The organism is Listeria sp. MAN/IMW/UF464, assembly GCF_058683955.1.
Map to the genome: position 1 here is coordinate 542,314 of NZ_JBZWZP010000001.1, position 26,208 is coordinate 568,521.

At 38.8% G+C, this 26,208-nt stretch carries 32 protein-coding genes and 1 riboswitch; of the genes, 5 read left to right on the plus strand and 27 right to left on the minus strand.

The window, feature by feature from the left end; all coding sequences use genetic code 11:
* Window positions 1–3: 3 nt before the first annotated feature.
* Genes AC4PG0_RS02735 through pduA (AC4PG0_RS02800) form a run of 14 tightly spaced genes read right to left on the minus strand, consistent with a single transcriptional unit; the run spans window position 4 to window position 10,209 of the window.
* On the minus strand, window positions 4–999 hold the full coding sequence (locus tag AC4PG0_RS02735; protein WP_003771443.1) for a cob(I)yrinic acid a,c-diamide adenosyltransferase: 996 nt from the start codon (window positions 997–999) through the stop codon (window positions 4–6).
* A gap of 14 nt (window positions 1,000–1,013) precedes the next feature.
* A complete protein-coding gene (locus AC4PG0_RS02740; protein ID WP_010990786.1) occupies window positions 1,014–1,277 on the minus strand; it encodes a EutN/CcmL family microcompartment protein in 264 nt (87 codons plus the stop codon).
* 4 nt (window positions 1,278–1,281) lie between these two features.
* Window positions 1,282–1,761, minus strand: a complete 480-nt coding sequence (pduM, locus tag AC4PG0_RS02745; protein ID WP_045553375.1) for a PduM family microcompartment protein — start codon at window positions 1,759–1,761, stop codon at window positions 1,282–1,284.
* Window positions 1,758–2,597: an ethanolamine utilization protein EutJ gene (gene eutJ / locus AC4PG0_RS02750; protein WP_203574506.1), complete on the minus strand. Its 840-nt coding sequence runs from the start codon at window positions 2,595–2,597 to the stop codon at window positions 1,758–1,760. The genes pduM and eutJ overlap by 4 nt, the downstream gene beginning before the upstream one ends.
* Before the next feature lie 20 nt (window positions 2,598–2,617).
* Window positions 2,618–3,253 (minus strand): phosphate propanoyltransferase, encoded by a 636-nt coding sequence (locus AC4PG0_RS02755; RefSeq protein ID WP_492167467.1) that lies wholly within the window; start codon window positions 3,251–3,253, stop codon window positions 2,618–2,620.
* Between the two features lie 3 nt (window positions 3,254–3,256).
* Complete coding sequence (gene pduA / locus AC4PG0_RS02760; RefSeq protein WP_003719364.1) at window positions 3,257–3,532, minus strand: propanediol utilization microcompartment protein PduA; 276 nt, start codon at window positions 3,530–3,532, stop codon at window positions 3,257–3,259.
* Between the two features lie 25 nt (window positions 3,533–3,557).
* Entirely contained in the window at window positions 3,558–3,995 is a 438-nt protein-coding gene (locus AC4PG0_RS02765) for a BMC domain-containing protein (protein ID WP_033533135.1), read from the minus strand.
* 12 nt (window positions 3,996–4,007) lie between these two features.
* Entirely contained in the window at window positions 4,008–4,355 is a 348-nt protein-coding gene (locus AC4PG0_RS02770) for a glycerol dehydratase reactivase beta/small subunit family protein (RefSeq protein WP_003761750.1), read from the minus strand.
* Window positions 4,352–6,172, minus strand: coding sequence for a diol dehydratase reactivase subunit alpha (locus tag AC4PG0_RS02775; RefSeq protein ID WP_112119780.1), 1,821 nt, complete (start codon window positions 6,170–6,172; stop codon window positions 4,352–4,354). Before AC4PG0_RS02775 ends, AC4PG0_RS02770 begins: the two co-directional genes overlap by 4 nt.
* Before the next feature lie 44 nt (window positions 6,173–6,216).
* Entirely contained in the window at window positions 6,217–6,729 is a 513-nt protein-coding gene (locus AC4PG0_RS02780) for a diol dehydratase small subunit (protein ID WP_010990781.1), read from the minus strand.
* Window positions 6,730–6,745: 16 nt separating this feature from the next.
* Window positions 6,746–7,405 (minus strand): propanediol/glycerol family dehydratase medium subunit, encoded by a 660-nt coding sequence (locus AC4PG0_RS02785; RefSeq protein ID WP_003721553.1) that lies wholly within the window; start codon window positions 7,403–7,405, stop codon window positions 6,746–6,748.
* A gap of 37 nt (window positions 7,406–7,442) precedes the next feature.
* Complete coding sequence (locus AC4PG0_RS02790; RefSeq protein WP_492167466.1) at window positions 7,443–9,107, minus strand: propanediol/glycerol family dehydratase large subunit; 1,665 nt, start codon at window positions 9,105–9,107, stop codon at window positions 7,443–7,445.
* Between the two features lie 18 nt (window positions 9,108–9,125).
* A complete protein-coding gene (gene pduB / locus AC4PG0_RS02795; RefSeq protein WP_010990779.1) occupies window positions 9,126–9,929 on the minus strand; it encodes a propanediol utilization microcompartment protein PduB in 804 nt (267 codons plus the stop codon).
* Window positions 9,922–10,209 (minus strand): propanediol utilization microcompartment protein PduA, encoded by a 288-nt coding sequence (gene pduA / locus AC4PG0_RS02800; RefSeq protein ID WP_003761739.1) that lies wholly within the window; start codon window positions 10,207–10,209, stop codon window positions 9,922–9,924. The genes pduB and pduA (AC4PG0_RS02800) overlap by 8 nt, the downstream gene beginning before the upstream one ends.
* Before the next feature lie 301 nt (window positions 10,210–10,510).
* Here pduA (AC4PG0_RS02800) and AC4PG0_RS02805 point away from each other — a divergent pair, with 301 nt between their 5' ends.
* Window positions 10,511–11,395, plus strand: a complete 885-nt coding sequence (locus AC4PG0_RS02805) for a PocR ligand-binding domain-containing protein (RefSeq protein ID WP_003761737.1) — start codon at window positions 10,511–10,513, stop codon at window positions 11,393–11,395.
* 154 nt (window positions 11,396–11,549) lie between these two features.
* Window positions 11,550–11,741, minus strand: a riboswitch (cobalamin riboswitch).
* Window positions 11,742–11,805: 64 nt separating this feature from the next.
* Here AC4PG0_RS02805 and cobC read toward each other — a convergent pair.
* The 9 genes from cobC to AC4PG0_RS02850 all read right to left on the minus strand — a co-directional run bounded on the left by cobC (window position 11,806) and on the right by AC4PG0_RS02850 (window position 17,896).
* Complete coding sequence (gene cobC / locus AC4PG0_RS02810) at window positions 11,806–12,381, minus strand: alpha-ribazole phosphatase (protein ID WP_492167465.1); 576 nt, start codon at window positions 12,379–12,381, stop codon at window positions 11,806–11,808.
* Window positions 12,382–13,128 (minus strand): adenosylcobinamide-GDP ribazoletransferase, encoded by a 747-nt coding sequence (gene cobS / locus AC4PG0_RS02815; protein WP_492167464.1) that lies wholly within the window; start codon window positions 13,126–13,128, stop codon window positions 12,382–12,384. It lies immediately after the preceding gene.
* Window position 13,129: 1 nt separating this feature from the next.
* Window positions 13,130–13,687 carry a bifunctional adenosylcobinamide kinase/adenosylcobinamide-phosphate guanylyltransferase gene (gene cobU / locus AC4PG0_RS02820; protein ID WP_492167463.1) on the minus strand — a complete coding sequence of 186 codons (558 nt, stop codon included), beginning with the start codon at window positions 13,685–13,687 and terminating at the stop codon, window positions 13,130–13,132.
* Window positions 13,680–14,423 (minus strand): alpha-ribazole kinase, encoded by a 744-nt coding sequence (cblS, locus tag AC4PG0_RS02825; RefSeq protein ID WP_492167462.1) that lies wholly within the window; start codon window positions 14,421–14,423, stop codon window positions 13,680–13,682. The genes cobU and cblS overlap by 8 nt, the downstream gene beginning before the upstream one ends.
* 24 nt (window positions 14,424–14,447) lie before the next feature.
* Window positions 14,448–14,879 carry a EutP/PduV family microcompartment system protein gene (locus AC4PG0_RS02830; protein ID WP_492167461.1) on the minus strand — a complete coding sequence of 144 codons (432 nt, stop codon included), beginning with the start codon at window positions 14,877–14,879 and terminating at the stop codon, window positions 14,448–14,450.
* 5 nt (window positions 14,880–14,884) lie between these two features.
* Window positions 14,885–15,235: an ethanolamine utilization microcompartment protein EutS gene (gene eutS, locus AC4PG0_RS02835; RefSeq protein WP_003724686.1), complete on the minus strand. Its 351-nt coding sequence runs from the start codon at window positions 15,233–15,235 to the stop codon at window positions 14,885–14,887.
* A gap of 147 nt (window positions 15,236–15,382) precedes the next feature.
* The gene (locus AC4PG0_RS02840) at window positions 15,383–15,937 is read right to left on the minus strand and encodes a BMC domain-containing protein (RefSeq protein ID WP_003719346.1); all 555 of its coding nucleotides are present in this window, start codon (window positions 15,935–15,937) and stop codon (window positions 15,383–15,385) included.
* Window positions 15,934–17,298 (minus strand): 4Fe-4S dicluster domain-containing protein, encoded by a 1,365-nt coding sequence (locus AC4PG0_RS02845; RefSeq protein ID WP_072218564.1) that lies wholly within the window; start codon window positions 17,296–17,298, stop codon window positions 15,934–15,936. Before AC4PG0_RS02845 ends, AC4PG0_RS02840 begins: the two co-directional genes overlap by 4 nt.
* Window positions 17,299–17,416: 118 nt before the next feature.
* On the minus strand, window positions 17,417–17,896 hold the full coding sequence (locus tag AC4PG0_RS02850) for a precorrin-2 dehydrogenase/sirohydrochlorin ferrochelatase family protein (protein WP_003761726.1): 480 nt from the start codon (window positions 17,894–17,896) through the stop codon (window positions 17,417–17,419).
* A gap of 91 nt (window positions 17,897–17,987) precedes the next feature.
* On the opposite strand from AC4PG0_RS02850, the gene AC4PG0_RS02855 reads away from it, so the two are divergent.
* From AC4PG0_RS02855 to AC4PG0_RS02865, 3 genes are all read left to right on the plus strand, one after another.
* The gene (locus AC4PG0_RS02855; protein WP_045554074.1) at window positions 17,988–18,395 is read left to right on the plus strand and encodes a VOC family protein; all 408 of its coding nucleotides are present in this window, start codon (window positions 17,988–17,990) and stop codon (window positions 18,393–18,395) included.
* 127 nt (window positions 18,396–18,522) lie between these two features.
* Window positions 18,523–19,095 (plus strand): ATP-dependent Clp protease proteolytic subunit, encoded by a 573-nt coding sequence (locus AC4PG0_RS02860; RefSeq protein ID WP_010990769.1) that lies wholly within the window; start codon window positions 18,523–18,525, stop codon window positions 19,093–19,095.
* A gap of 66 nt (window positions 19,096–19,161) precedes the next feature.
* Window positions 19,162–19,509: a nuclear transport factor 2 family protein gene (locus AC4PG0_RS02865; RefSeq protein WP_185482169.1), complete on the plus strand. Its 348-nt coding sequence runs from the start codon at window positions 19,162–19,164 to the stop codon at window positions 19,507–19,509.
* Between the two features lie 33 nt (window positions 19,510–19,542).
* Here the strand turns inward: AC4PG0_RS02865 and AC4PG0_RS02870 are convergent, their stop codons facing one another.
* Both AC4PG0_RS02870 and AC4PG0_RS02875 read right to left on the minus strand, forming a co-directional pair.
* Entirely contained in the window at window positions 19,543–21,033 is a 1,491-nt protein-coding gene (locus AC4PG0_RS02870; protein WP_492167460.1) for a leucine-rich repeat domain-containing protein, read from the minus strand.
* A 310-nt stretch (window positions 21,034–21,343) separates the two neighbouring features.
* Window positions 21,344–21,814: a GNAT family N-acetyltransferase gene (locus tag AC4PG0_RS02875; protein ID WP_492167459.1), complete on the minus strand. Its 471-nt coding sequence runs from the start codon at window positions 21,812–21,814 to the stop codon at window positions 21,344–21,346.
* A gap of 113 nt (window positions 21,815–21,927) precedes the next feature.
* Between AC4PG0_RS02875 and AC4PG0_RS02880 the strand changes: the two genes are divergently transcribed.
* Window positions 21,928–22,512, plus strand: coding sequence for a hypothetical protein (locus AC4PG0_RS02880; protein WP_194318292.1), 585 nt, complete (start codon window positions 21,928–21,930; stop codon window positions 22,510–22,512).
* 212 nt (window positions 22,513–22,724) lie between these two features.
* Here the strand turns inward: AC4PG0_RS02880 and AC4PG0_RS02885 are convergent, their stop codons facing one another.
* Both AC4PG0_RS02885 and AC4PG0_RS02890 read right to left on the minus strand, forming a co-directional pair.
* Window positions 22,725–24,371 (minus strand): amino acid ABC transporter ATP-binding/permease protein, encoded by a 1,647-nt coding sequence (locus AC4PG0_RS02885; protein ID WP_492167458.1) that lies wholly within the window; start codon window positions 24,369–24,371, stop codon window positions 22,725–22,727.
* 1 nt (window position 24,372) lies between these two features.
* Window positions 24,373–26,088, minus strand: coding sequence for an ABC transporter ATP-binding protein/permease (locus AC4PG0_RS02890; protein WP_072218587.1), 1,716 nt, complete (start codon window positions 26,086–26,088; stop codon window positions 24,373–24,375).
* Window positions 26,089–26,208 lie beyond the last annotated feature (120 nt).

Here is a 26,208-nt window from a genome sequence, read left to right on the forward strand (position 1 = left end):
GAATTACCCCTTCTCTATCATTGATAATGCTTTTTTTGCAATGTGGATATCTTCTTCCACTGATCCGCCACTAATTCCCATTCCACCAATAATCGCTCCATCTTTTCCGTAAATTGGAACGCCTCCGCCAAAAGTAACAATGTCACCATTTGTCAGTGTTTCTAATTGATAAAGTGGGGCTCCTGGCTGAACTGCTTCTGTTAATTTTTCTGTACTTGTTTTCATCGCTACGGCGGAATATGCTTTTTTCGTTGCTAGTTCTGCACTTACTAAGAGAGCGTGTTCCATTCGGTAATTAAATCTTGCATTTCCGTGCGCATCAACTATTGCAAGTGTGACTGGAACGCCGACTTCTTCTGAGACAACCTGCACCTGATGCATTAGTTTTTCACAAAATGAAAAAGATAAATCGCTCGTCGTAGCAGGCTTTTGCTCTGTTTGCTCTAAGTACTTGGCAACAATTAGCTTAGTCGCTTTATCTAGCATCTGTCTAAAGTCTTCTTCTCGAGCAAGAATATACAAGAAATCAGATAAGCGATTGACGAATTTCAACAGCTCATTTCTAACTGCTGTTTGTTCTGAAAAACGAACTAATAATCGTTCCGCTCGTCTGGCAATCGTTCGCGCACTATGAAGAAACGCGCCGGCTTTACTTGAACCAGGAAGCACAAAACTATCAACTTTTGGCAACTTCAGAGTATAAGCATCAATAACTTTTTCAAGTTCGTTAATGTCATCTTCTGTAATGACAATTTTACTAAGAAGAGCAGATTCATCTTCTGTTGCAAGCTCTGCACACACATAAAACAATTGGCGCTCAACGTTTCTAAGCAAAGCCTTGTTTTCATTTGAGGTTACGAATTTTTCTGCTACACTAATTTCGGCATTTAGCTCATCAAACGAACCATATGTTTCGACACGGTCATCATATTTTTTCACACGATTTCCATCAAATAGTGCAGTCGTTCCTTTATCGCCGGTTTTTGTATAAATACTCACGAGTTATTCACTCCTTACTTATCAAAACTATCGACAATTGCTATAATTGCCGAATCAATCGCACTATTTGGTTCTGCAAATACGCTCCTAGCCGCATTTCCACGAGCAACAAGCACATACTCCCCGATTCCAGCGCCAACAGAGTCACATGCCACTTCTTCTGAGCGCACATGTTCTCCGTTCGCATCAATTGGTTGTACAATCATTAATTTCTTGCCTGTAAGCGAATCTTCTTTTTTTGTTGAGACTACGCTTCCAGTAATTTTCGCCATAAACATAACGTCACTGCCTTTCCCGCACTGCAATATTATTTTTAGTTAAATATTCATTTGCAAGCGGTGTAATAAGCTGCTTTTTAAATTTGCAAAGAGTACTTCCGCTTGGGATTAATGCGCTATCACTGTAACAAATCACTTCAGAACTTGGATGAAAAAGCCTCTCACCAGCGCTTGTAAAAACTGGATAGACTAGCTGACTGATCATTTTATAATCCAGCCAAGGTTCACCGTTATCATACAGTTCAAGTTCAATTGTTACCCCGTATTCTGCTGCAGTTTCAAGCCAAATAGTAAGTGATTCTGCTCGATTCCCGCCCAGTATCCGCTCAAGAAAATGTTTGTTTACTTGGGTTAACCGAACTGTCCCATTTTCCATAAAAATCGCAACTGGATCGCGAGGCATTTTGCTAACAGCGATGACTGTTTTATTTGCGGCACGAAGTTTCAAGCGTTTAACAATGATTTCAACTAATTTTTCTATCATAAATTTCCGCTCCCTGAACTCATGGCAATACCAAGAGGCGTGACATACTGCGGATAATTAGGTTGAAAAACAGGCATCTTCAAATAGCTTTCAAACGTATCTTTGAACTGGCTATAAGCAGAAGCACCACCAACAATATAAAGCGGTTCTGAGGGAGATTTTTCGAGATGAACACGGGTAATTTCTGCCATTTTTTCAACCACTGGACGCATGACAGAAAAATGCTCGCTAGAATCTTTTTGCGCGCGCTTATTTTGTTCAGCTTCTTCTACAGAGACACCGTAATATCCTGCTAGAACAAGCGTCATATGCGTTCCTCCAGTTGGTTCATCTGCGGTATAAATTACGTCACCGTCTTTAAAAACACTAATTCCTGTTGTGCCGCCACCAACATCTACAACTGCACCATCTTTTAAATCTAGTACTGCTGCAGCGGCTGTTGGCTCGTCAATTGTATAAAGTGCTTCCATTCCGGCGCTTTCTATCACGTTAGCAACCACTTTTTTGTTGTTCCCGGCTGTACCAGGTGGGATAGCACCAGAAGCATGGGTCAAATTTATTCCAAGGCTTTTTTCTGCTCTATCTTTAAGTCGTTTGACAACTTCTACGGACTCGCGGTAATTAACTACAAGCCCATCGCGAACAGCGTCAGCAAATTCAAACGCTCCAAAAAGCGGAACATTATTTTCATCCAACACAACGAAAACAATCGAGGAAGTCCCTAAATCGACGCCAACTTTTACTTTTTGATTAGCTGAAATTTTTTGTTTGGTATCTTTATTCATTAGTGCTGCAAGCTGTTCCATCCGTTCGTTAGCTGTTTGTAAAATATCCATTTCCACACCTCCTTATCAGGTCACGACTTGATTATTTTTGCAAAGCTATCGCCAGCAATATCTGCCGCGTTTGCTTCATCTGTATCAATATGCATTTCTGGGATAAATTGATTATTCACTCGAATCGTACAATGGTTTAACACGAGACTACGTATTTCCGAACCTACTAGGACAGAAACTTCATCACCTTGTTTCACACCGTATTCATTTGCTACACTTTCGGGTAAATGGATATGGCGTTTCGCAACAATTGCTCCTTTTGGTAAGAAGATTTCGCTATGTTTAGAAACGAGTTTGATCCCTGGTGTTCCTTCAATATCACCAGATACACGAATTGGAATCTTCATCCCTAACATCCGTGCATCCGTTTTAGAAAGCTCTACTTGCGAAAATTTTCGAAGTGGCCCTAAAATCCGAACCCGCTTTAACTCGCCTCTTTCTGAAACTACGGTGAGAGTTTGTTCAGCAGCAAATTCGCCAGGTTGCTTTAACCATTTTTTCACTTGAATAGGTTCATTTGGAAAAAGTTGGTTATAGTCTTTTTCTGTTAAATGAATGTGGCGGTTAGAGACTCCGATTGGAATCTCTGTCTCCGCACCACCATATTTATCTGTTACGATTTTTTTAATTATTGCTTTTAATTTTTCTCTTTCCACGGCTTATAAACCTTTTGGTAGCAACGTTTCTACATCATTGTGTGGACGTGGGATAACGTGGATAGATTGTACTTCTCCAACATTACGAGCTGCTGCTGCGCCTGCATCTGTTGCTGCTTTTACTGCGCCAACATCACCGCGAACCATAACAGTTACAAGTCCTGAACCGATTTTTTCATAACCTACAAGAGATACATTTGCTGCTTTTACCATTGCGTCAGCCGCTTCAATTGCGCCAACAAGTCCTTTAGTTTCAATCATTCCTAGTGCGTTATTCATAATTATTTCCTCCTCAAAATTAGGTTTACTTTTCTTCTTCAAAATGAATACAATCTTGTCTTGGATCACCTTTTATCCGTGGACAAAGTGGATCATGACATAGATTACAGGTCGCTTCTACCGGTGTTTCAGGTTCCGCGACGTCTTCTGTTTCAACAATTAATTCTGGTTCTTCTGGCACAATTTCTTCTTTTGGCCAAAATACTGTAAAAATCTCTTCCCCTGGTCGAGGAATGACTTTTTTCGCAATAAAGCTGTCTGAGGCTATTGCCGTTTGTTCTCCTGCTTCAAGAGCAGCATTGACGGCAGCAACATCTCCTTCCACTTTCACAGTAATCCAGCCAAAACCTTTTGCTTTTTCTGTGTCCACGATTTGGATGTTTGCTACTTTAGCCATTGTATCTGCTACAGTAATCGCTGAAGCAAGTCCTTTAATTTCAATAATTCCAATTGCTTGATGCATTCCTTCACCTCCTTATTTAAAAGGTACACCCTTGACGAGTCGCGCCGCATTCATTCCCATATTTCGTTGTTTTTCCAGGGTCGCTGCGCAAAAACGATATTCCGAAAATAGCGGCTGATCTGGCGGCAAATTACGATAATGAATCACTAAATGATCATTTTTGAGCGTAATTCCAACCAAAAGTGGCGAACTCGCTGAAGCTCGAAATGCGGCTTGCACTTCGTCTTTTAAAGGCATAATTTCTAATTCACATGGAATGCCTTCTTCTTCTATTCCAAATAATACTTGTTTAATACAGTCTGGATTCGCACTTTGATCTGCATGAAAATAAATAGCTGGTTTATTTACAACCGGAATCATACATCAGCACCACCCGACAGTATTAATCCTGTTGCAACTGCATTTCTAGGCCCTTCTTGTCCGCGAATATTTCCCCGTCCCGCAACTAAGGAATAATGAGATAATGCATCTGTGATTAATTGCGGAATTTCAAAATCAAGGGCTGATCCTCCGACAATAACGACAAATGGAATATCACGAATGTTCCCAGTTGGGCTGACATATTTTAATGCACGGATCGTATTCGTTACAAAAACGCGCTCTTTAGCCGAACGACGAATTAATTTAATTTTTTCAATCGAAACATCACCTGGAATTGGTACAAATCCGTCTGGTTTTACAATCACTACTTTCGCAAAAACACTTGGGGAAAGCGGCGTATCGAAAAATTGAACCGTACCATCTTCATGGCGAATATGAAAAATGCTTTCGACTTTAGCAAGTGGATATTTTTTTATATCTTCTGCTAAATACCGATCTTCAAGGCCAATTTCTGACTGGATAATCATCGTTACCATATCACCTGCTCCAGCTAAATGAGTAGCAATGATTTCGCCTTTTCCATTTATGATTGAAGCATCTGTTGAACCTGCTCCTAAGTCTAAAATAGCAAGTGGTGTATTGGTTCCTGGGGTAGTAAGTGCCCCGAGGATCGCTGCCTCAGCTTCTGCCCCACCAATTTTGACCGTTACATTTAGCTCTTGTTCGATTTCTGAAGCAATCGCAGCCATTTGTAAATGATCACTTTTTACCATTGAGGCAATTCCAACAGCTTGCTCCATGGAAAATTCACCCGCCAGACCACCTTGAACATCTACTGGAACAAACGTATCTACAGCCAGCAAATCTTGAATAAAAATATCTGCCGGTAATTTATCAGTAAGTCCAGCCATGGTTTGTCGTACTTTTTCTAGCATGCCGCCGATATTTGTTCCCGGTTCGCCGCTTGCATTATCAAGTTTTGGCAGTGACATAATCGCTTGCATGATTTTCTCGGAACCTTCCGCCACATTTACACGCTGCGTTCTAGTTCCTGATTGAAGTTCAATATGTCCGGCTGGTATTGTTCTAGCTTTTACGTCGCCTTCTGGTGTTTTAATCACAACTGCTGAACGATTACCAATTAATGCTCGAGCTACGGGAATGATGTTCTTCGTTTCATCAGAACTCAAACGGAAGACTGTCGCAATACCATACGGATTAGAAATCGTTTCAATGACTTTACCAGGAGCTGCGACTTCAACAGCCGCTAACATATCAACTGGAACTTTATCAATAAAACCAACTTCATCTACAATCGGGATTTTATGGTTTAATCGATTATGAACGAGCACCCCGTCGTCAGCTTGAAGGATCGCAGCAGTTATTTGATAGCCAAGTTCGGTATAATCATTAATCTGCTGTGCGGCATCTTCAAAGTCAACCGTTTTTGGGATAATCACGATATAATCAGTATCTTTTGATTTAGAAGCCACTTCATCCAAATGTACTGTAATTCCTGAACCCATTCCAAGCCCACCTGGTGTTTTAGGATTATGTCCAATCATGGTAGACTCTGTGATAATTGTTTCAGTAATTGTTTCCATTGCTACATCACCAATCACGGGAGTCGCTTCATTAATACGAATTTCAGCTAAATCCGCAGTTGTTGCATTTACTTTTTCTAAAGCTAGTTTTAACGCTTTAAAAATCCCGTGAAGATTTTGTTTTGTTCCTTTGATACCAGTTGTGTCTGTAATAGCGCTAGCAACAAACTCCGCATTATTTACCGAGTCGAGGATGGCAAGCGCCACTTCAGTTGTCGAGTTTCCGATATCAATACCTGCAATATACTTCATTCATTTCACCGCATTTCCTACATAATCATGAGCAAAGGTGAATTTTAATTATCGCCTTTTAATTTCTTACGCTCTTGATAAAGCTGTGCTGCTTCACGAACATAATTAGAACAAATTGTTGCTTGATACACATTTTCTAATTCATCCGCAATCGCAAGCAATTCTTCTCTTGAAGAACGGTATGGACGCATCGCATTGTAAATTTCTAAAATACGCTCATCTGGAACAACGGTTAATTCTGCTGCACGTTCAAAGTTGTTCGCGAGTGTAGCACGTCCTGCATCTCTTGCTACTTGCGCTTGCATTTTAAGCGTCTCTGCTGTTACACGAACATCTTCAGGTTTAATTGTGCCATCTAGAACACTTTTTAGCGTAATATCATCCAAAGATTTAGATGAAGCTGTTTTTACAAGTTCTGGACGTTTCGTACCAAGTGGGTAGTCGCGTACAGTCAGTGAATCTCCGCTTGCTTTTTGAGAAGTGGTTGTTGTTACTGCACCACTATTTACTTCTTGTAAAATATTTCTAACCATATTTTCTAGTGCTTCTTGATTCATCATTCTCACCTCACTATTAATTTACTTGTAGTTCGACTGCGTTTTTACCTTGAACAACATGTTTCGTTTCTTTGATATGAAGTAAAGCTGCTTTTGCTTGGAATTTTGGACGAGCCATTTGATCATTTACCATTGGGACTGGATTTGGTGATTCACCTTTTGCATATTTCGCAGCGTTTTTACCAATTGCCCGGTAAGTTTCGAGTGTGATTAGTGGTGCTTGTGGGAATAACTCTAGGTTCGAAAGTGGTTGTAAATCTTTTTGGTGGATTAATGCTGTACCGCGCGACTGAATGCCGATACAAATGCCAGAACCACTTAATTTGTCGCCTTCTACTGCGACGAAAGCTACGTCAGAAGAACGGAATACACGAACAACGCGTGCTTTTAATCCTTCTTCTTCAATACCTGCAATCACTTCTCGTAAAATTTGTTTATGTGGAACGCCAACAATGTTTTTCGTTTGATATTTACCAAAAGCTGGTGCGACCGCAATAACAACTTCATCTTTTTGTCTTCCTGGTTTCGCATCCCCAACTTCTGTTAAAAAGCTTTCATCTGAAACTGCAACACTTGGCTGTTCTTTTTGGAAAGAAACTTTATCTTCTTTAAGCTGTAATTCATCTAGTACTTCTGAGATAATTCCGCGAAGCACTTTTTCGTTAATTTCAACCATGTCTCTTAATCCTCCTTTATAAAAAATGGGAAGTAGCTTAATCTAATTCGTTTGCATCAACTGCAACAGCAATATCTTTTAATTTTTCCCAGCGTTCGCCTTCTAAGCGATAACCAGTTCCTGGGCCTGCGTAATCATTTAAATCGTTGACGGAACTAATGACATTCCAGTCTTTATCAATGATGGCAGATGTATGAAGGAAGTCTCCAGATACGCGTTGTTTCAGCATGTTTAGTACGCTTTCGGCAACATCGTCAAATCCACCAGCAGCTAATGCTTTTACAACATCCAGACCAGTTACGCCGCGGTCCATCATTTCTGCTGCTGCTTTAATATCTTCTACCATGTTACGTTCTGGCATATCGTTACTTCCACGTGCATAGGTTGCTGCTTCTACTTCCTCATCCGTTACAGCAGGAAGACCTAATTTATCAAAGACAACTTGGATTACTCGTGCAGCTTTATTTCTAACCGCTACAACTTCTTCCTCCGTCACTGGCGTTAAACCACCATCTACTTTTAAGTCACGTTGTAAAATATTGTAATCATCAAAATCATCTGCATCAAAATTGGAACCCGCAAACATATTGTCATAGTTTGGAGTCGCACTATATCCAGAGGAAATATAATCTGTTCCTGGTAAAAATTGCATTAGTAAACGAGCTGTACGACGAATATCCGAGTGAGAGAAAGTTTGGTCGTTACCAGAAGCTACTTCTAGATCTAACATAACGGCAATTAAATTCTCTGCAAGAACTGCTCTAATACCACTTGGTACGGCTCCCGGAATTCCGATACAACTAATCGACCCATTTTGTAACCCTTGAACACCAGCCGCTTTTGTAATAAAAATACAGCGCGATTCAAGGTAAAGCATGGATTTCCCTTCTGCATAACCCATTTGAACCTCAGAACCAGTTCCAGATGTGAAACGCATTTTTAGACCGCGAGACGCATAAGCACTTGCCAAAATACCTTTGGACCAAGGCGTGTCATCTCCGTCTGTAAATACAGGTTCTGTACCATAAACAGAAATCGTTTCCGCGTAACAAGTTAAACCACGCATACCTAGTTCTAATTCTGTTGCTTCTTCAAGAGAACATTGCGTTAATACGCCACCACGGCCAGTTTGCGAACCTATTAATAAGCTAAGCGCGTTAAAAGGTGCATAACGAACTACCGCAACGGTTGTTTCTTGCTCGTCAAAACCACGGATTGCTGCCTCTGCTGCATCCGCTGCAATTTGAACAGGATTATCACGCAAGTTTGTTACGTGGGCCTGGGTTGTTGGTGTTCTGCGAGAGCGCATTTTTTGCATCGACATCATCATTTCGACAACGTTCATTTGTGAAACTACTTCTACTATTTTTGCCGGTGTCATAGCTGTTGTAAGTAAAACGATTTTTTCCCGTGGTACATTTGGGTCGCAAAGCATGTTTGCAAGCTTCACAGAATCCATTTGCATAACTTCTTCTGCACGAGATAAATCGACGCCATATTTAGCGATGAAATGGTCAATTAAGTCAAAATCAGCTAATTTTTTGCTATCCATTTCGACTACTTTTCCATTTTCTATTTTAATGCTTGGTTTTGGATCATTCGGGCTTTCCATTGCGATTAGGCCTTCTTCAATCCATTCTTTTACAAAACCATCTTGATTGACCGGGCGTTTTGCTAATTCTTCAAAGCGTTTTGATTTCATCAGTCGTTACCCTCCGTTCTAAATGTAGGATGGACGATCGTTTTTCGGTTCATCCCCTAAAGCTCCAAGTAATTTTTTACCAATTTCACGTGCTGAAATAACAGCTTGACGAACTGCGCCAGAATCTCCAGAAATACAAAGAATAACTTCATTGGAGAAGCTTGTTCCATCTGCTGGTGAAGAATATGCAACTACATCTACATTGGCGGATTTCACTGCAGTATCAGCCATTACAACACCAATTCCAGCCGGTGCACCAACCATAAGTCCAAATGCTTTACCTACTGGTGCGCCAAATGCTGTATTAAGTGCGTGGCTTGCGCGAGCGGTATATTGGAGTTCAATATGCCCTGCTTCGTTACCGTATACATCTCCAAAAGTTTTATCTAATTCATTCAGTGCAACTTCCACTGCGCGTTTAACATCAGAAACATCATCACCACCAAAGATAATTAAAGAACCGTGACCTGCACCGCCTTTTGTATCACGTGGTAATTCGATTTTCACTACTTCTGTATTCGTTGCTTTTACAGCTTCATCTGCTGCCATAATATGTGGGCCTGCACCAGTACGGGCTCCTAAAATACCTATAGAACGGTAAGACTTCTCAAGCTTCATTGCTTCTAAAAGTTGTCCGTCTACATTCGCAATCACTAGGCCGATTGTATCTCCAATCGCTGTTCCTACAAACTCTGTTAATTGAACTGCTTTTTCACTCATTTGACGTGATCCTCCATCCTCTACTATTTTTTCCGGGGCATCATTGACCGTTTCCATTACCTGTTTTAGAATTTCGTCAATCAGTTTATTTTGCTTACTCATCTGACTTCACCCTCACTGGTAAAATTTCTTCCACATCAGTATGCGGACGAGGAATAACATGCGTACTCATTACGGTACCTACATTTCTTGCTGCTTCTGCTCCAGCATCTGTTGCTGCTTTAACTGCACCAACATCCCCTCGAACCATCACAGTAACAAGCCCGGATCCGATTTTTTCATACCCTGTTAAAGTTACATTAGCTGATTTAACCATGGCGTCAGCGGCTTCAATGGCGCCAACTAGCCCTTTAGTTTCAACTAAGCCTAGTGCTTCTTGCATGGGTGTACCTCCTTCTCAAAATAAGTATTTTACTCTCTCAGTATATGCAATCTAATATATAAATAGTTGCCGCTTACAATATAAAAAAAGAAGACGCGAATCGTGTTTTAACACAATTTTGCGCCTTCAAAAAAATAAACGACAAAAAGCCATCCAGTAGAGCATGGTTTGGGCTTTCTCTTATGAAATTTGTCTTAGCAATATATTGTTATCTTCATGGCAAGAAAATGTAAGCGCATTATAAATATGCTATACTAAGAACGACAGAAACACGCCAAGTATTGCCGAAAGGGGAATAGCTATGTTACTACAAACCAAAAGCAATGAAATGCTTCTTGAAAAAGTCATGGATGAGTTCTCAGCCGCTACTAGTCTAGCCTCAGTTGTTGTAGATATACACGGTACCGAAGTTTCAAGATTATGTAACTTTACTCCTTTTTGCCAACTCATTCGTTCTAACCCAAAATATCGCTCGCTTTGCCAAAAATGTGATATGTTTGGCGGGTTGGAAGCTTCTAAAACTGGGAAACCTTTAATTTATCGATGTCATGCTGGACTAACCGATTTTTCAGTCCCAATCGTCGTCGAAAACCAACTGAGCGGATTTTTACTCAGCGGTCAGGTTATTTGTGAAGAAAATAGTGAAGTTGGTAATATTCAAACAGAAGAAACGGATTGGAAAAACGATAAAGAACTAATTTCCGCGTTTCGCTCTGTCCCTGTTTTCAGCTCTAAAAAAATCAACTCTTCTGCCGAAATGCTTACAATTATCTCCCAGTATTACTTGAAATCTGAAATGGAAAAAAGCCGCGAAGAACAAAAACAAAAAATCGCCTTCCACCACAATAAACCAACACATCATGAAGATAATAAAGAAATTCGAAAAGCACTTAAGTATATTGAAAAAAATCTCAACCGTCCAATTACACTTGATGAAGTTGCAAGTCATGTCTACCTTAGCTCTTATTACTTCAGTAAATTATTCAAAAAAGAAATGAATGTTAATTTTATCAATTATGTAAACCAAAAGAAAATGTCGCTCGCAAAAGATATGCTGAAAAATCCGCGTTGGTCAATTGATAATGTTGCTCGTAACTTAGGCTTCACCCAAACGAGTTATTTCTGCAAAGTCTTCCGAAAAGAGTTTGACGTAACTCCAAAAGGCTACCGCGAAACCTTAAAATAAGTACTTTCCAAAGTCATATTCGATGATTATTTCAGAATATGACTTTTTTGCTGCCTGAAAAACAAAAAAACTTTCATCCAATATCGAATGAGAGTTTATGCACAGCAAATAAGCTATACTACCCGCATACGCTTTTTAGGACCCCGAAAAAGAGTTGCTTCCGTCTTATTTGGCGAGTATCCTGACTTGGCTTCGTCCAACAATTGAACCTTCCCATACGTCAAAAACGCACAGTGGTTATTTTCAATTCTTGTCCACCTTACAGTTGCGGGGGCAGTTCCGGCTTCACACCGAATTCCTCTTTCAGAAATGCAATCACATTCCACCAACATAAGACCTATTTAACTACCTACATCTTACCACAAACGATTTACAAAAAAAGCGTTTTCACCTGAAACAACAAAAATCTACTATTGATTAGAAATAAGAAAACTTTGAGACTTATTGTCCCAGAGCGAATAGCAACCTTGCTTAAAATCAGTATCCCAAAATTGTGCTATTTTTTGATCTTGTAGAAAAAGTGCAATGGCGCGTAATACACCAAGATGACCTACAAATAACACCGTATCGAGTTTCTGCCAATTTTCCCATTCAGCCTTAAATGTAGCTACCACTCGCTCATAAAAAACCGGAAAACTTTCCCCATTTGGAAACGGAGCTGTTTGCCAGTTACTACAATAGTCATCCCAGGCGGCAGGAAACTTTGTACTAATTTCTTGGTATGTATATCCTTCAAAATCGCCAAAATTCATTTCATTAAATGCAGGAAAACGAATTGGCTTTTTGTTACTTAATATTGCTGCAGACTGATTTACTCGCATTAAATCACTGGTAACGACTAAGTCAAATGAGTAATCAGTAAGTCTTTCTTGGAGTCGTTTCATTTGTCTTATACCATTTTCATTTAAAGCCACGTCCATTTGACCACAATATTTTTTTAGTGTGTTGCAGTCGGTTTCGCCGTGCCGAACAAAAATAAGTTGCAATTACATCAACCCCCAAATTAACACTAAACAAAATAGACACACAAGTTGTCCCATTTGCCCACCTGCACCAAGCGTATCCCCGTTCATTCCACCAATTCTATTATATACAAATAACCGGTAAATAATCGTAAATACTAACACGCCGGCGTAAGCAATTAGCCCAACATAAGAGAAAAACAGCGCTAAAACAATGAGAACAATCCCTTGGGCAATCATAATCGGCCACCAAGGAACACCTAGAAAAATAGAACCAAGCCCTTCTTTCGATCCTGCATAACTCATTTTCGCAAAAAGTAGCATTGTCACACCTTTTGCAACGATTGGTAAAACGAAAAACAACCAGCCAATCTGCTGTATATTTGGAACAGAAAGAAATAAAGCGCCATAGAAAAGAAAATAAAAGCAAATCGCAATTACACCATTGGCACCAACACGACTATCTTTCATAATTTCTAGCATCCGCTCTTTTTTACGCGAAGAAAATAATCCGTCAGCTGTATCTGCAAGCGCATCAACATGGAATCCGCCCGTAATAATAATTTCTGCAAAAAGTCCCGCGATAATCGCAACCGGCAAAGGCATAACAAGCGCTACTAAAGAAAAAACGAGCCAATTCCAAGCACCTATAACAACCCCAACAAACGGAAGAAGCGCGCTCCCTTTTTTCAAGTTAATCTCGTCCATATTTATTTGGATCGGTAGCGGAATTCGCGTAAAGAATTGAATTAATAAAATCAATGTTTTCATATTACTTCCACCTTTTCGGAATGCCGCTCACGACAAAATAAACTTCCTCTACTTCCGTTGCAATTTGCTGATTAATACGACCAATAATATCTCGAAAAACACGCGTTAACTTGTTTTCAGGTACAACCCCTAAGCCGATTTCATTCGTAACAAAAATATGTTTGGCTGAGGATTGCTCTCCTGCTTTTAAAATTGCGCGAACTTCCGATTGAATCGCCGCTTCTACTTCATCAGCAATCTCATTTGTTAAATCGCGCTCACCAAGCAACGAAAAAAATAAATTAGTTACTAACATCGTTACACAATCAAGCATTATTACATCATATTGATTTCCATGTTGCTCCAAATAAGTGGCAATCCCTTTAAACGCTTCAAAAGTATCCCAGTTCTCTGGACGGGTTGCTTGATGTTTTTTTATCCTAGCTTGAAACTCTGTATCATTTTGAAATGCAATTCCGGTCGCCACATATAAAACACGATCATATTTGGCAGCTTCTTTTTCAGCAAAATTACTTTTACCACTTCTAGCGCCACCAGTTACAAGCATCATTTCAGCCATGGTAATTCCTCAACTCTCCTAAACATTTAGCAGCTGGAAAGTCCTGCTCAAATGCTTTTACTTCACTTGCTTTAACTGCTACTAGAATAACCGAAGCTGGCCCCGCAGTTTTATTCATGGTCGCTTCATTAAAAACGCCACTGGCTTCGAAAACACAATCATTGAGCTGTGCTAAAGTATTTGCCTCATAAGCCATTCCTTTCGACCCGACCGGCACAACTTCAAGTACTCTGCTATCAGAAACTAACTGTTTGACCAAATGATAATCTGGCATCTCCGCCATCCTCTGCAAAACTTCTGCTCCAACAATCGGTTCGCCAAATGCAAATAAGACCGCAGCTTCATGCACATTTATGAGCTTAAGTGCAGCTTTAGTCGCAAAACCAGTTACAAGAACGCCTACACTAGTTTGTGTTACGTTCATATTTTCTTCAGTACTACCATTTAATTCAATATGACCTAAATCAGCCTTAATAAGTTCATCTTTTAGACCTGCGATAACACGTTTACCGGTCGGCTCCATTTCCGCTCCGATAACATCACTCACAGCCACTACTACAGCACCTGAAGCAATCATTTCTAATAGAGCAACTCTCAAGGTCAACCGAGCTGTGACTTCCGGCGCAACTCTTAAGCCATCATGCACTTTCTCACCAAACCCAGCACTAATATCACAGCTCGTCAAAACACAACCACCAGGCACATCAATTACAGATAAATCCCTCACTTGAGGCATAAAATAACCCCCACTTAGTTAAAATTAATCTTCCAAATATGCCCGAAGCTCCTCTATTCCAGTTTCCTCTACAGAAGAAATATAAAAAATATGCTTCGCGCCAGCCATACGTAATTCCCGCTCTGCTCGCTCGATGTCTTTGTCCGATTCCGCTAAATCCACTTTTGTAACAATCCCAATAACCGGTTTAGCAAAAATACTGGCAAACATCGGTGAAAACGTCTGCTTCTTCTCCGTTACACTTTGTAAAATCGCGATTACTGATGCATCAGTCGCAGTCACAGTGAGCGCACTGTAAAGTTGTCTATGCTGTACAAATTCGCCTGGTGTATCAATCATTTCTTGAAAATACTCCACAGCTTGTGTTTTTTTATATAAAATATCATATCCATGTAATTTCTGGCACAGCGTTGTTTTACCACAACCAACTGAACCCATTACCATCATTTTCTTCAAGTGACTCAGCTCCTAGTGATTTTTGGAATAGAAAAGTCCAAAATCTCATGTAATGAATAAACAACTTGTTGTAAAGCTGATTCAACAGAAGAAACATCACCAGTAAGTACAACGGAACCACTAAAACGATCAATAAATCCAATTCTTACGTCACCTGATTTAGTTGCAATGTCACTCGCAATAATCGAAGCCTCACTTGGCGTAATCGTTAAAATCCCAATCGCACTTGCGCCTTCTTCTAATCCTAATTTTGTATAAATATCACGGTTCGGATTGGCGATTAAATGCGCCAGCGTCACCTGTTTTCCCGGTACATATTCTTGTATTACGCGTTCTTTATTATCATCAAAACTCATTTTCTTCACTCCTCATCTAGACAAACTATCTCAAAATAATCCTATCATATTTAAGCGCCACTATTTTGTCAGATTGTTCAAAAGGCACGCAACCACAGTCAGTGCGTACCTTTTTCAAAAACTCTATGACAATATATTGTTATCTTTTTAATAGATTAAACTCTCAAAAACTTCTTTACGAGGTCTTGGTATAACTACTTTATTAATTAAAAGTGCTTCTTCTTTAGCAGCTGCAAGTCCCGCTTCCACGGCCGCTTCACATGCTGCTGTATCACCAGTTAAAACAACGAAAGATTTACCAGCAATCCCTGTTGCCAACCGAATATCCATTAACTGAACATCTGCAGCTTTTACCGCGGCATCTGCAGCAATAATTGATCCTGAACAGGAATAATACTCCATAACACCAACTGCATTCATCTCATCTGGCACTTCCGTTTTGTTAATTGCTTTGATTACTTGGTCGGACACGCGAGGAATGACTAAGTTCCCGACGATATTTGCCGCACCAATCTTCGTTCCCGCTTCAATTGATTGAGCTACAGAATCCACTGTACCGGCAATTAATATATAATACTTCCCAGGACAGCTTGCTTTAGCATAAATCAATTCTGAGTTGGCCGCTTTTAGCATTGTGTCAACCGCCTCGATGCCTTTCGAAATACTATTTAATTCGAGAAATCCTAATGTATCCATTTTCATGACATCACCTTCTTAATATGAACTTGTTCTTCGGTTATACGAATAATTTGACCGTCAATACTTGCATGGATATTTGCCCCAAGAGCAGTATCAGGAATTTTCGCAATTAAATCGCCTTTTTTCACGATGTCCCCTTCACTTACTACTGGAATAGACGGCGCACCAATATGCATTTTTGTTGGGATAAAAACTTCATCCACATCTAAATAATGCATTGTTTCTAAATGAACATCAGCGTATTGCTGTAAGCCCATTTTAATTAGAATATTTTTTGGAGCAATCGATTTATAATCGCGCATCGGGTCAGGCGTAAATTCTTTTTTATCAGTTTGATAACGAACACCTTGTTTTAAAAGCTCTTTTTTCACATGAATGTTTACTTGGCGCGGGGAAAGCCCCATCGGACAGGCAATTACTTCACAAATACCACATTCGCAACAAATCATCGCTTCTTCCCAGATCGGATCTGGTTTAATATCCGTTATATCTTCTGCAACCGCAAAATGGCGCATGACTTTATGCGGATGAATATCATGACCTAATTGTTGTCTCGGGCATAAATCCGAACAAAGCGAACACTGAATACAAGCCGACTTAGTTTCATTAAAAATTTGTTCCACTGTTTGGTAATGTAGCTTGTGCAGATAACCCGTATCCTCTGCCACAATCAAACCCGAAGTTGTTTTCGTTACAACTTTTTCAGCAATAGTGGACTGATCATTTAATTTCCCCATCATCGGTCCACCATCTAAAAATAAATACTCGTCTAAATTAGTTCCACCAGCTGCTGCTAAACATACTTCAAATGGCGTTCCAACTGGTACATCTAAAAGTTTTGGCTCTCCAACTGCTCCAGTTACTGTCAACTGTTTACGAATAACTGGCGCGTCATCTTGAATTGCATGAAAGACGTTCCACATTGTCGAGACATTCGATACAATACAGCCAACCATAAGTGGAATACCGCTCGGTGGAACAACGCGTCCAGTCACTTCAAAGACCATCACTTGCTCGTCGCCAGTTGGATAGACATTATCCATCTCATGTATTGTCACGCTTGCATTTAGTTCTGTAATTGCTGACCGTAAAGCCGCAATTTCTTCTGTGTAATACCGTTTTGTTGCAATAACGGCAAACTCTGCACCTACTTGGTTTTTAACCATTTCAATTGCTTTAATCGTTTCTACTGCATGGTTTCTCATGACAAAATGATCTGTTTTTAGGAGCGGTTCACATTCCGCTGCGTTAATAATTAAGTATTCCACTTCACCGCTAAATTTGGCATGGGTCGGAAAGCCCGCTCCACCACAACCAACAACTCCGGCATCTTTAATCTTTTCTAAAATGGACATTTGGCTCAGCACCCTCTTAATAGTTTTTCAGTATACTTCAATGATAGAGCGTTTACATTCCAAAATCTATAGTAAAATTTTGCAACCTAAAAGAGAGCAATATAATAGAATAAAAAACCTACTAAAATTAGCAGGTTTTATCTTTTTTATTACGATTTCCAATTTCTTCAGTTTCTAAATTTTCTACTAGCTGACTGACTTCACGTTTTACTTTCTTGGCGTATCCAGGATTACCGCCGCCCGTTGAAATACCGACTAGCAACTCATTTTTTGATACAGTTGCCATATTAAAAAAATCGGAATTCTTTTGTTCTGTCGTATCATTCACTAGTTGTTCTGGCAGATGATCTTTCAGTACCATTTGGTTTACTTCTGGGTTATTCGTACAAATAAATATCAAAAAAGCACCAGCTAGATGTTCGGCCCGGTAAGCTTCTTCTTTCACCTGCACTTGAAGCTCTTTAATCTCTGGCAAAACGTCTAACCCGACAATTAAAATATCTGCTCCGGTGTGAAGCAGACCCTTTACTTTACGAAGCGCCACCTTCCCGCCGCCAATTATGACAACCCGTTTCCCTGTAATATCAAGCATTATAGGATATTTCATCATCAAGCCCCCGCACATTTTTCTTCATTTTAACACATAATTGAAACATTTTTCGGGTATAGTTAAAATAATTCAAAAGGAGGTAAAATAAATGTTTAATCAAGCAAAACGAATCTCCACATTTTTCACTTTTAATGGTAATGGAGAGGAAGCATTTCAATTTTATTTAGACACTTTCCCTGATGCAAAAAAAGTTGGGCTAACTTACTTCACAAAACCAGAGCAAGGCGGCGATATTGGCAAAGTACTGAATGCTACTTTTGAAATTAAGGGAGCATCATTTATGATTATGGACATGACTAACAACGCCTCGCCTGACTTTAGCTGGGCCACAACAACCCTTTATTTCGCAGACACAGAAGATGAATTTGATACCCTTTTTGAAAAACTAGCTAAAGAAGGCACGGTTATGATGGGACCTGAAGAAGTTGAAGCGCTTCGAAAAGTGGCTTGGGTAACTGATAAATTCGGGATTACTTGGCAACTCGCATTCGTATAAAATTAAGAAGAGAACGCTATCCTAAAGCGTTTTCTTTTTGTATTCAAAATGTTTGACCATTTTCGACCATTATGATAAGATACCTGTATTACAAATAAACTAAGGCTTTTTAAGGAGGAATTTTTTCATGGCAGAGAATAAAAATAATGAAAATATCACAAACATCCTTACCCAAAAATTGATTGATACGCGCACAGTGTTAATTTACGGGGAAATCAATCAGGAGTTAGCCGAGGACGTTTCTAAGCAGCTTTTACTACTTGAATCTATTAGCAATGATCCGATTACCATTTTTATTAATAGCCAAGGTGGTCACGTGGAAGCAGGCGACACAATTCATGATATGATTAAATTCATTAAACCTACTGTTAAAATCGTTGGAACTGGATGGGTTGCAAGCGCTGGTATTACTATTTACTTGGCCGCTGAAAAAGAAAATCGTTATAGCCTACCTAACACGCGCTATATGATTCATCAACCAGCTGGCGGTGTTCAAGGCCAAAGCACAGAAATCGAAATCGAAGCAAAAGAAATTATTCGGATGCGCGAAAGAATTAATCGCCTCATCGCCGAAGCAACAGGTCAATCGTACGAAAAAATCTCCAAAGATACAGACCGCAACTTCTGGCTTTCTGTTAACGAAGCAAAAGATTACGGCATCGTAAATGAAATCATTCAAAATCGTGACGGCATAAAATAACACAAAAAGGTTCACTTACAATTTTGAAGTGAACCTTTTTTATTCCTTTAAAACGGAGGACTTACAATGGAATTAACAAAAGAAAATTTCCAAAAACTTGACCAAATACATTTATCGCTCGAAAACCGTCACTCCATGTCCGAAATTATCGATATTTTAAGCGAATCTTATATTGAAATCACGCAAAGTGGTGTTGTTAAAGACTTTTCCTATTACAAATCGCTAAAAACACTTGGCGATAGCGCTCTAGAAATCATGAATTATGATATAAAAATTTTAGATGAAACAAAGGTCTTATCATATTATAAACTTAAAAATCTAAGTGAAAACTCCTATACAATGCGAAGTAACATCTGGATTTTCGAAAATGGCTCGTGGAAACTCACCTTTCACCAAGGCACAAAAATCGTATAAAAAGGAATTTGACTAAAAGCCAAATTCCTTTTTTTATTTTCGTTTACGCAATAATACCAAACTAGAAACAGCTAGAATTAAACCGCCAACTAAACTAGAAGTCATTCCACTATCCCCTGTTTTCGGTAAATTTCTATTATCTTTAGCTACAATCGGATTAACGGATATCGTCTGTTTTATTAAAGTTTCAGTTGCTTGAAGAACTGACTTCACTGGATCAGTTGAATTTACTTGATTTGACGGGTCTACTGGAGTGATTGGATCTACCGGGTTTACTGGATCTATTGGGTCTACTGGGTCTACTGGGTCTACTGGGTCTACTGGGTCTACTGGATCTACTGGAGTAATCGGATCAACAGGCTTCTCCAACAGTGGCTGCGTAATTTTACCAGAATACGTTGTTGTTAACGAACCAATTGTTACGGGCAAATTATACTCGTAATTTAGAATATAATTACTTTGCAACCCTTCCCATGTAATCTCGCCATTCGAATAAATACCCGCATGACTCACTTTTGTCGGCTGTACTCTGTTGCCATTTTCATCAATTACTGGAGCGGGCAAAATTAATGGATTATCTACCTCAACCGCATCTAATACATGTGTTTGATTCTCAAGTTCTAACCTAGTTAAATTGCTCAAATTTTTCAGGGGTGAAATATCAATTATTTGGTTGAAACTAAGAGTTAATGTCTCGAGCGTAGTTGATGTTGCTAAACTACTAATATCGCTCACCTGATTCGCTTTTATATCGAAATCTTCAAGACTAGTAAGATTTTTAACCACACTCACATCCTTGATTTGATTCCCAAATAAACTTAAACCAAGCAGTTTGGACATATTTTTGAGCGGTGTAATGTCAGTAATATTATTTCTCCCCGCCCAAAACATCAGCATATTAGACAGATTTTCAACTGGCGATAAATCACTTACCTCACAGTCTCTTATAGTCAAAAATTCCAGTTGCGTCATGTTTTTAACGGCACTAATATCCGAAATAGGATTTGCGCTAACATTCAGTTCTAACATGTTCGTTAAATTTTTTATCGGTTCAATCGTTTGTAAATTATTAAATTCAAAATCAAGTGACATTAATGCCGTCAAATTCGAAATGGGTGTTAAATCACTTATTTGGTTTCTTGGCATCTGGATGATTTCGAGTTGCGTTAAATTACTTAATGGTCCTAGATCACTCACTTGGTTACCATAGCCAAATACTTGCGTGAGATTTTTTAAATACTCTACTCCTTCAAGACTTTGAACACCTTTTGAATCAAAGTGCAAAGATTTAACTGTATTCAATTGGCTTTGCGTAACCGCGCTAGTCGCTGATGGAAGCTTTAACCAATCCGCCACAACTTGCGCGAGCTTTGGATCAGAAAAAATTTCATTAATCGGCTTTGGATTTGTAAGTGAATAGACTGTTTCAGCTTCGACTGTATGCGGCTTAGTAAAATCCCCAACACTAAATACACAAGCAAAGCTCAAAAGTAAACTGGTTGTAATCTTGATCGTTTTTTTCATAGTATCCTCCTTGATTGTCAATCAACATAATACTCCGCTTATATAATCAAATCAACAGAATAAGGAGGCAATTTTTCTTATTTCAGGAAATTATTTTCCTTCCCTTTATTTGGAAGCTAATTCCTATTTGGCCTTGCTAATATTGCTTTCACTGGACTTATCACGCCCATTTATTCTTTATTAAAATGTGTCTAAAAAATGAATCAATATAAGAAATCGGCTTTTTTAACTACTAAAAAAGGTAAGTTAGACTTTTAAATCTAACTTACCTGCTAATTTTTTATAATTCCTCATGCACATCTTTCTTTACTCATTCAAAACTCCCCTCTGCTTGAGCACTCCATTTGAGCACCACCGTCCATTCTTTTTCTTCTATAATTTCGAAACCAGCTTTCATAAGAAACTCAATGCCAGCTACATTTTTCCGTCTAACTTCATCCAACAAAACTATCCCGCCGCAATCAGTTTGGAAAAAATCTAAGAATAATTGCAAAGCTTTTTGAGCGATTCGCTGGCCCCTATAACATGCAGCCACTTTAATATTTAAATGAGCTGTTCCTTTTTCAAAATCGCGAAAACTAACTTCACCAACAGATTCTGTACCTTTTTTTATAATAAAATAAGCATTGCTCGCTTTTAATTTTGATTTTAGCCAGTCCATTCGCGTTTCTTCTGGAAAAGAAAATGGTCCGCCGAGCACTTCTGTTGTTGCTAAATCTCCCCACAACCATTCAATGAAGGGAAAGTCAGCTGTTGTAGGTTGTTGTAATGTGATTTCCATGAAGTTCCTCCTTGTTTACTTGGTAGTAAAAAAGTTCACTAATGAACTTGATGATTATATTTTACAATGTTATCATTAAATTCAACATAAATTCAACCAAGCAGGTGTGCATCATGATATATTACAAAGACAAACTTAAAACAATCGGAACAGCTTTAACTTTTTTATCTTTTATTTTCATGTTTGGCTTACTAACTTTATTGTCAATAGAAAAACCAGAATCATTTTACTATGGTCTTATTACTCTTTTTTTTATAGGATATTTAATTGTTAAACTTCTACTCCCGCCAAAAGAATGGATCCAAGTCACCAAGAACGCTTTTATTATTCACACACGCAACAAAACAAAAACGATTCATCTTGCAAATGTAAAAAGAATAAGTTATAACTTCCAACCTTCTCGTCCAAGCTTTGGACATCCTATTCCAGAAACGATGGAACTATTCTTTCAAACAGAAGACAAAATGGAGAAAATAGACTGCGCCTTTATCGGCCGAAGCAATTTCGTTGAATTAATTAACCAATTTGATGCCAAATTAGCCTCATTAAGCGAAGATATAAAAAAACATGACTATAGCTATCCACGCGATTTTACATTCGGTATTTTTATTTTTGGTGTTGTCGTGCTCTTCTTGATGCTCATTCTTTTGTTTGGACGAGAATTTCTATTTGAACAAATTGGGAAAGTTTTTGTATAATACGTCAAATATAATAAAAAACCAGCTTCCATTTACTTTGGACATTATTTTCTATCAAATAGATAAAATATTTTGAGCGGTTCTGTAAAACGCGAATTATTTATATTGCACAGCAGATGAGCAGAACTTGACACGGTTGAATTTTTCGAAAGCTCAGAGAAAGTAGATTTATAAATAAAAAACAGCTTGTAAACTATACAAGCTGTTTTTATTTATTTTGCTACACTTTTCAATGCGCCATTTTCTATAAATAATTGTTCTTCTGCTAAGTCTAATGTTGTTGCTCGGTGAGAAATTACGAGCACCGTTTTATCTTGAATTTCTGAACGGAGCGTGTTTAAAATCGCTTTTTCATTAATATAATCCAAATTGCTTGTTGGTTCATCTAATAATAATAACGGGGCATCATGGAGAAATAGTCTAGCTAAGCCAATCCGCTGGCGTTCGCCGTCTGATAAATTTCGTGATTGCCCGCCAATGATCGTGTCATAACCTTCTGGCAAAGTCTCAATCCATGTATCGATAGCAGCTTTTCGGGCAGCCTCTTTAACTTCTTCCAAAGTAGCATCTTTTTTCCCTAAGCGAATATTATTACCAAGTGTGTCTTCAAACAAAAACGTATTTTGCTCCATTACCCCTTCCAGCCTATGAAGCGAAGACTCTGTAATTTCAGGGAGTGCGTTATCATTTAATTTAATCTGACCATCTGGATCCCAGTAACGCATCAGTAGTTTTACTAAGGTACTTTTCCCGCTGCCACTTTCCCCACCGATGCCGAGCCATTTCCCCTTAGGAAGCGCTAGCGAAATTTCGTTTAAAAGTGGTTGTTTTCCATCATGACTAAAACTCACTTTATCTAACTCCGCACTTTCAAAATCTGATAGTTCAAGCTGACCGTTAAATAATACAACAGGTTTTTCTTCAGTTAAAGTATATAATCGCTTACCACTAGCAAAAGTAGTTAACAGCGCTGTTCCTAAAGCGTTTAATGCCAATACCGATCCAAAAGAACTCAGACTAAGCACGGTTCCAATTAATACTGTTTCAAGCGGTAATTGCCAAAGACTACCTAGCACTAAAATTAAAGTCGCCGTACCAATTAGCACCCATTCACCAAATATTTGGAGCTCGCTTCCTTGTCGTATTCTTTTTTTATACTGCTTATTGAGCTTTTCACCTTGTTCTTCTAGTTTTCCTAAACGCTCTTCGCCCAATTTAAACTGGAATATATCTTGTAAACTTGCAATATTTTCCATTACCATCTGATTGAGTCCAACGAATTCTTTTTGATAAGCAGTTCCGATTTTTTTATTTCGTTTGTAACTAATCATCGGCAAAACGACACCAACCAAGATTTGTCCTAGCAAAAGTATCAGCGCTAAACCAACATCATAGGTCGCCAAAAAGCCAACAGTTACAATCGTCGTACCAACTGCAATAAAAACTGGTGAGATTGTATGCGCGAAAAACACTTCCAAAGCTTCGACATCCGTTGTAATCGCGGCAACTAAATCGCCACTTTTCTTCCCAGATAAACGAGCTGGTCCCAGTTTTCGCAAAGTCGCAAAAATACGTTCACGAATTATCGCAAGTAAACGAAAGGCAATATCATGATTTAAATATTGTTCCGAATATCGTGCCAAACCGCGAACCACACCACAAGCAACCATTACAAAGAGCCATTTATACGGATTCAGAGGTTGCTTTAAAATCACCGCGATAATGCCATACGTACCGATCAAAGAAATCATGATAACCGATAAATTACTTATAATACCAAGTAAAATTGCCAAAATCATCTTTCCTCGTAACGGCTTAACAAACTTTAATAACCAACCAATAATCGTCCATTCTGACATATCATGCTCCCCCTTTCAGCAACGCTTCTTCTTCTAAAAAGTAATTTTTGAAGTAATTGGATTCTTGTTGCAATCGTTCTGGGCTCGCCACTTCCACCAATTTCCCCGCGTCAAAAACGAGTACCTGATCCGCGTCCAAAACATTATATAAGCGATGCGAAATAAAGAGCACGATTTTTTCTTTAGCTAACTTCTGCAACACCAAAAGAATAATTTTTTCACTTTCCAAATCCACACCAGACGTAATTTCATCGAAAACAAAGACTTCAGCTTGACGCAGCAATGCTCTCGCTAGTAACAACCGCTGCCTTTGTCCACCAGATAAATTACTTCCGTTCTCTTCTAAATTCTCACTTAATTGCTCCGGTAACTTCCGAACAAAATCAGCCAAACTAACTTGCTCCAAAACATTCCACAAATCGCTATCATTAGCGGCTGAATTACCAATTAATAAATTTTCCCGAATACTATTTGCATAAAGATAACCATGATTATCTACTAACACAGCTTGTTTACGAATAGCTTCCCCGCTCAAACTAGCTAACGGAACATCATTCCAAATAATTTCCCCTTGATAACCAGGCAATTGATTTAATAACACTCGCACAAAAGTACTTTTTCCTGAGCCAGACTTTCCAACAAGTGCTGAAAAACTTCCTTTATTGAAATGAGCTGATATATCTTGAAGTGCTTTAGCTTTACCTTCTTCATATGTATATGTTAAATGACGAACTTCCATTTTTTCTAACGGTTTAGCTAATTCTTCTGAGCCATAAACTTGCTCTTTTAACTCTAAATAAGCGAACAATTTACTACATGCACTAATTCCATTCATCGCCACATGGAATAAAGATCCAAGTTGACGCATTGGAATAAAGAATTCGGCGCTTAGTAGTAAGAACATCAACATGCCAGTCATACTTATATTGCCATTTGTGAACATAATTAAAGACATACCAATACCAAGTGCCGCCCCACTATACGAAATAATATCCATAATCGTAATCGAATTCAGCTGCATCGATAATAAACTCATCGTAGCTTTACGGAAACGTTCCGCATCAGAAACAATTTCCTCTTGCTTATATTTGTCTTGGTCATAAGCCTTCAAAATACTCAAACCACTTAAATTTTCATGAAATTTGGTTCCTAAATTCGTATAATCCGACCAATAGCCGCTCAAAATCCGCTTAGCAATTTTCATCACTGCCATAATAACAATCGGAATCATCGGCATACAAATTAATAACACAATCGCCGGCTGCCACGCAAATCCAACTAAGCTTCCAAAAATCATCAAAGAAGCGATGAGACAATAAAATAATTGCGGTAAAAAACGTGAATAATAAATTTCTAATTGTTCGATCCCATCTACTGCGAGCTGCGTTAATGTTGATGCCGGTAGCTGTCCTTCGTTGTTGCCTAACCGAAAAGCTTTTTCCATCACAGCACGCCGCATTGATAAACGCAATTCCGCCGATGCTTGGTAAATTTGTTTCTCGGCTAATTTGGTAAGTATCGCTTTGCCAACTAAAACGACTAAAACCGTCCCAACAAGCCATAACCAATCGACACTTTGACCCTCTAAATAATGCGTTAATTGTTGAGCAAAAACAAGCCAAAGACCAATCATCAGCCCTAAACTAAGCACACGAAAAAGAATTAATAACACTAAAGATTTCTTTTCAACCAATTGAAACAAACGCTTATCAATCATTGTACTTCCCCCGAGTTACATTAAGGCTCGTTTCAAGATACCTTAATACTTTCTTTGATTTTTTGGCAGTATGAGCCATTTTCAATACTACTTTTCCCATTTGATCGCTAACCCCCATTA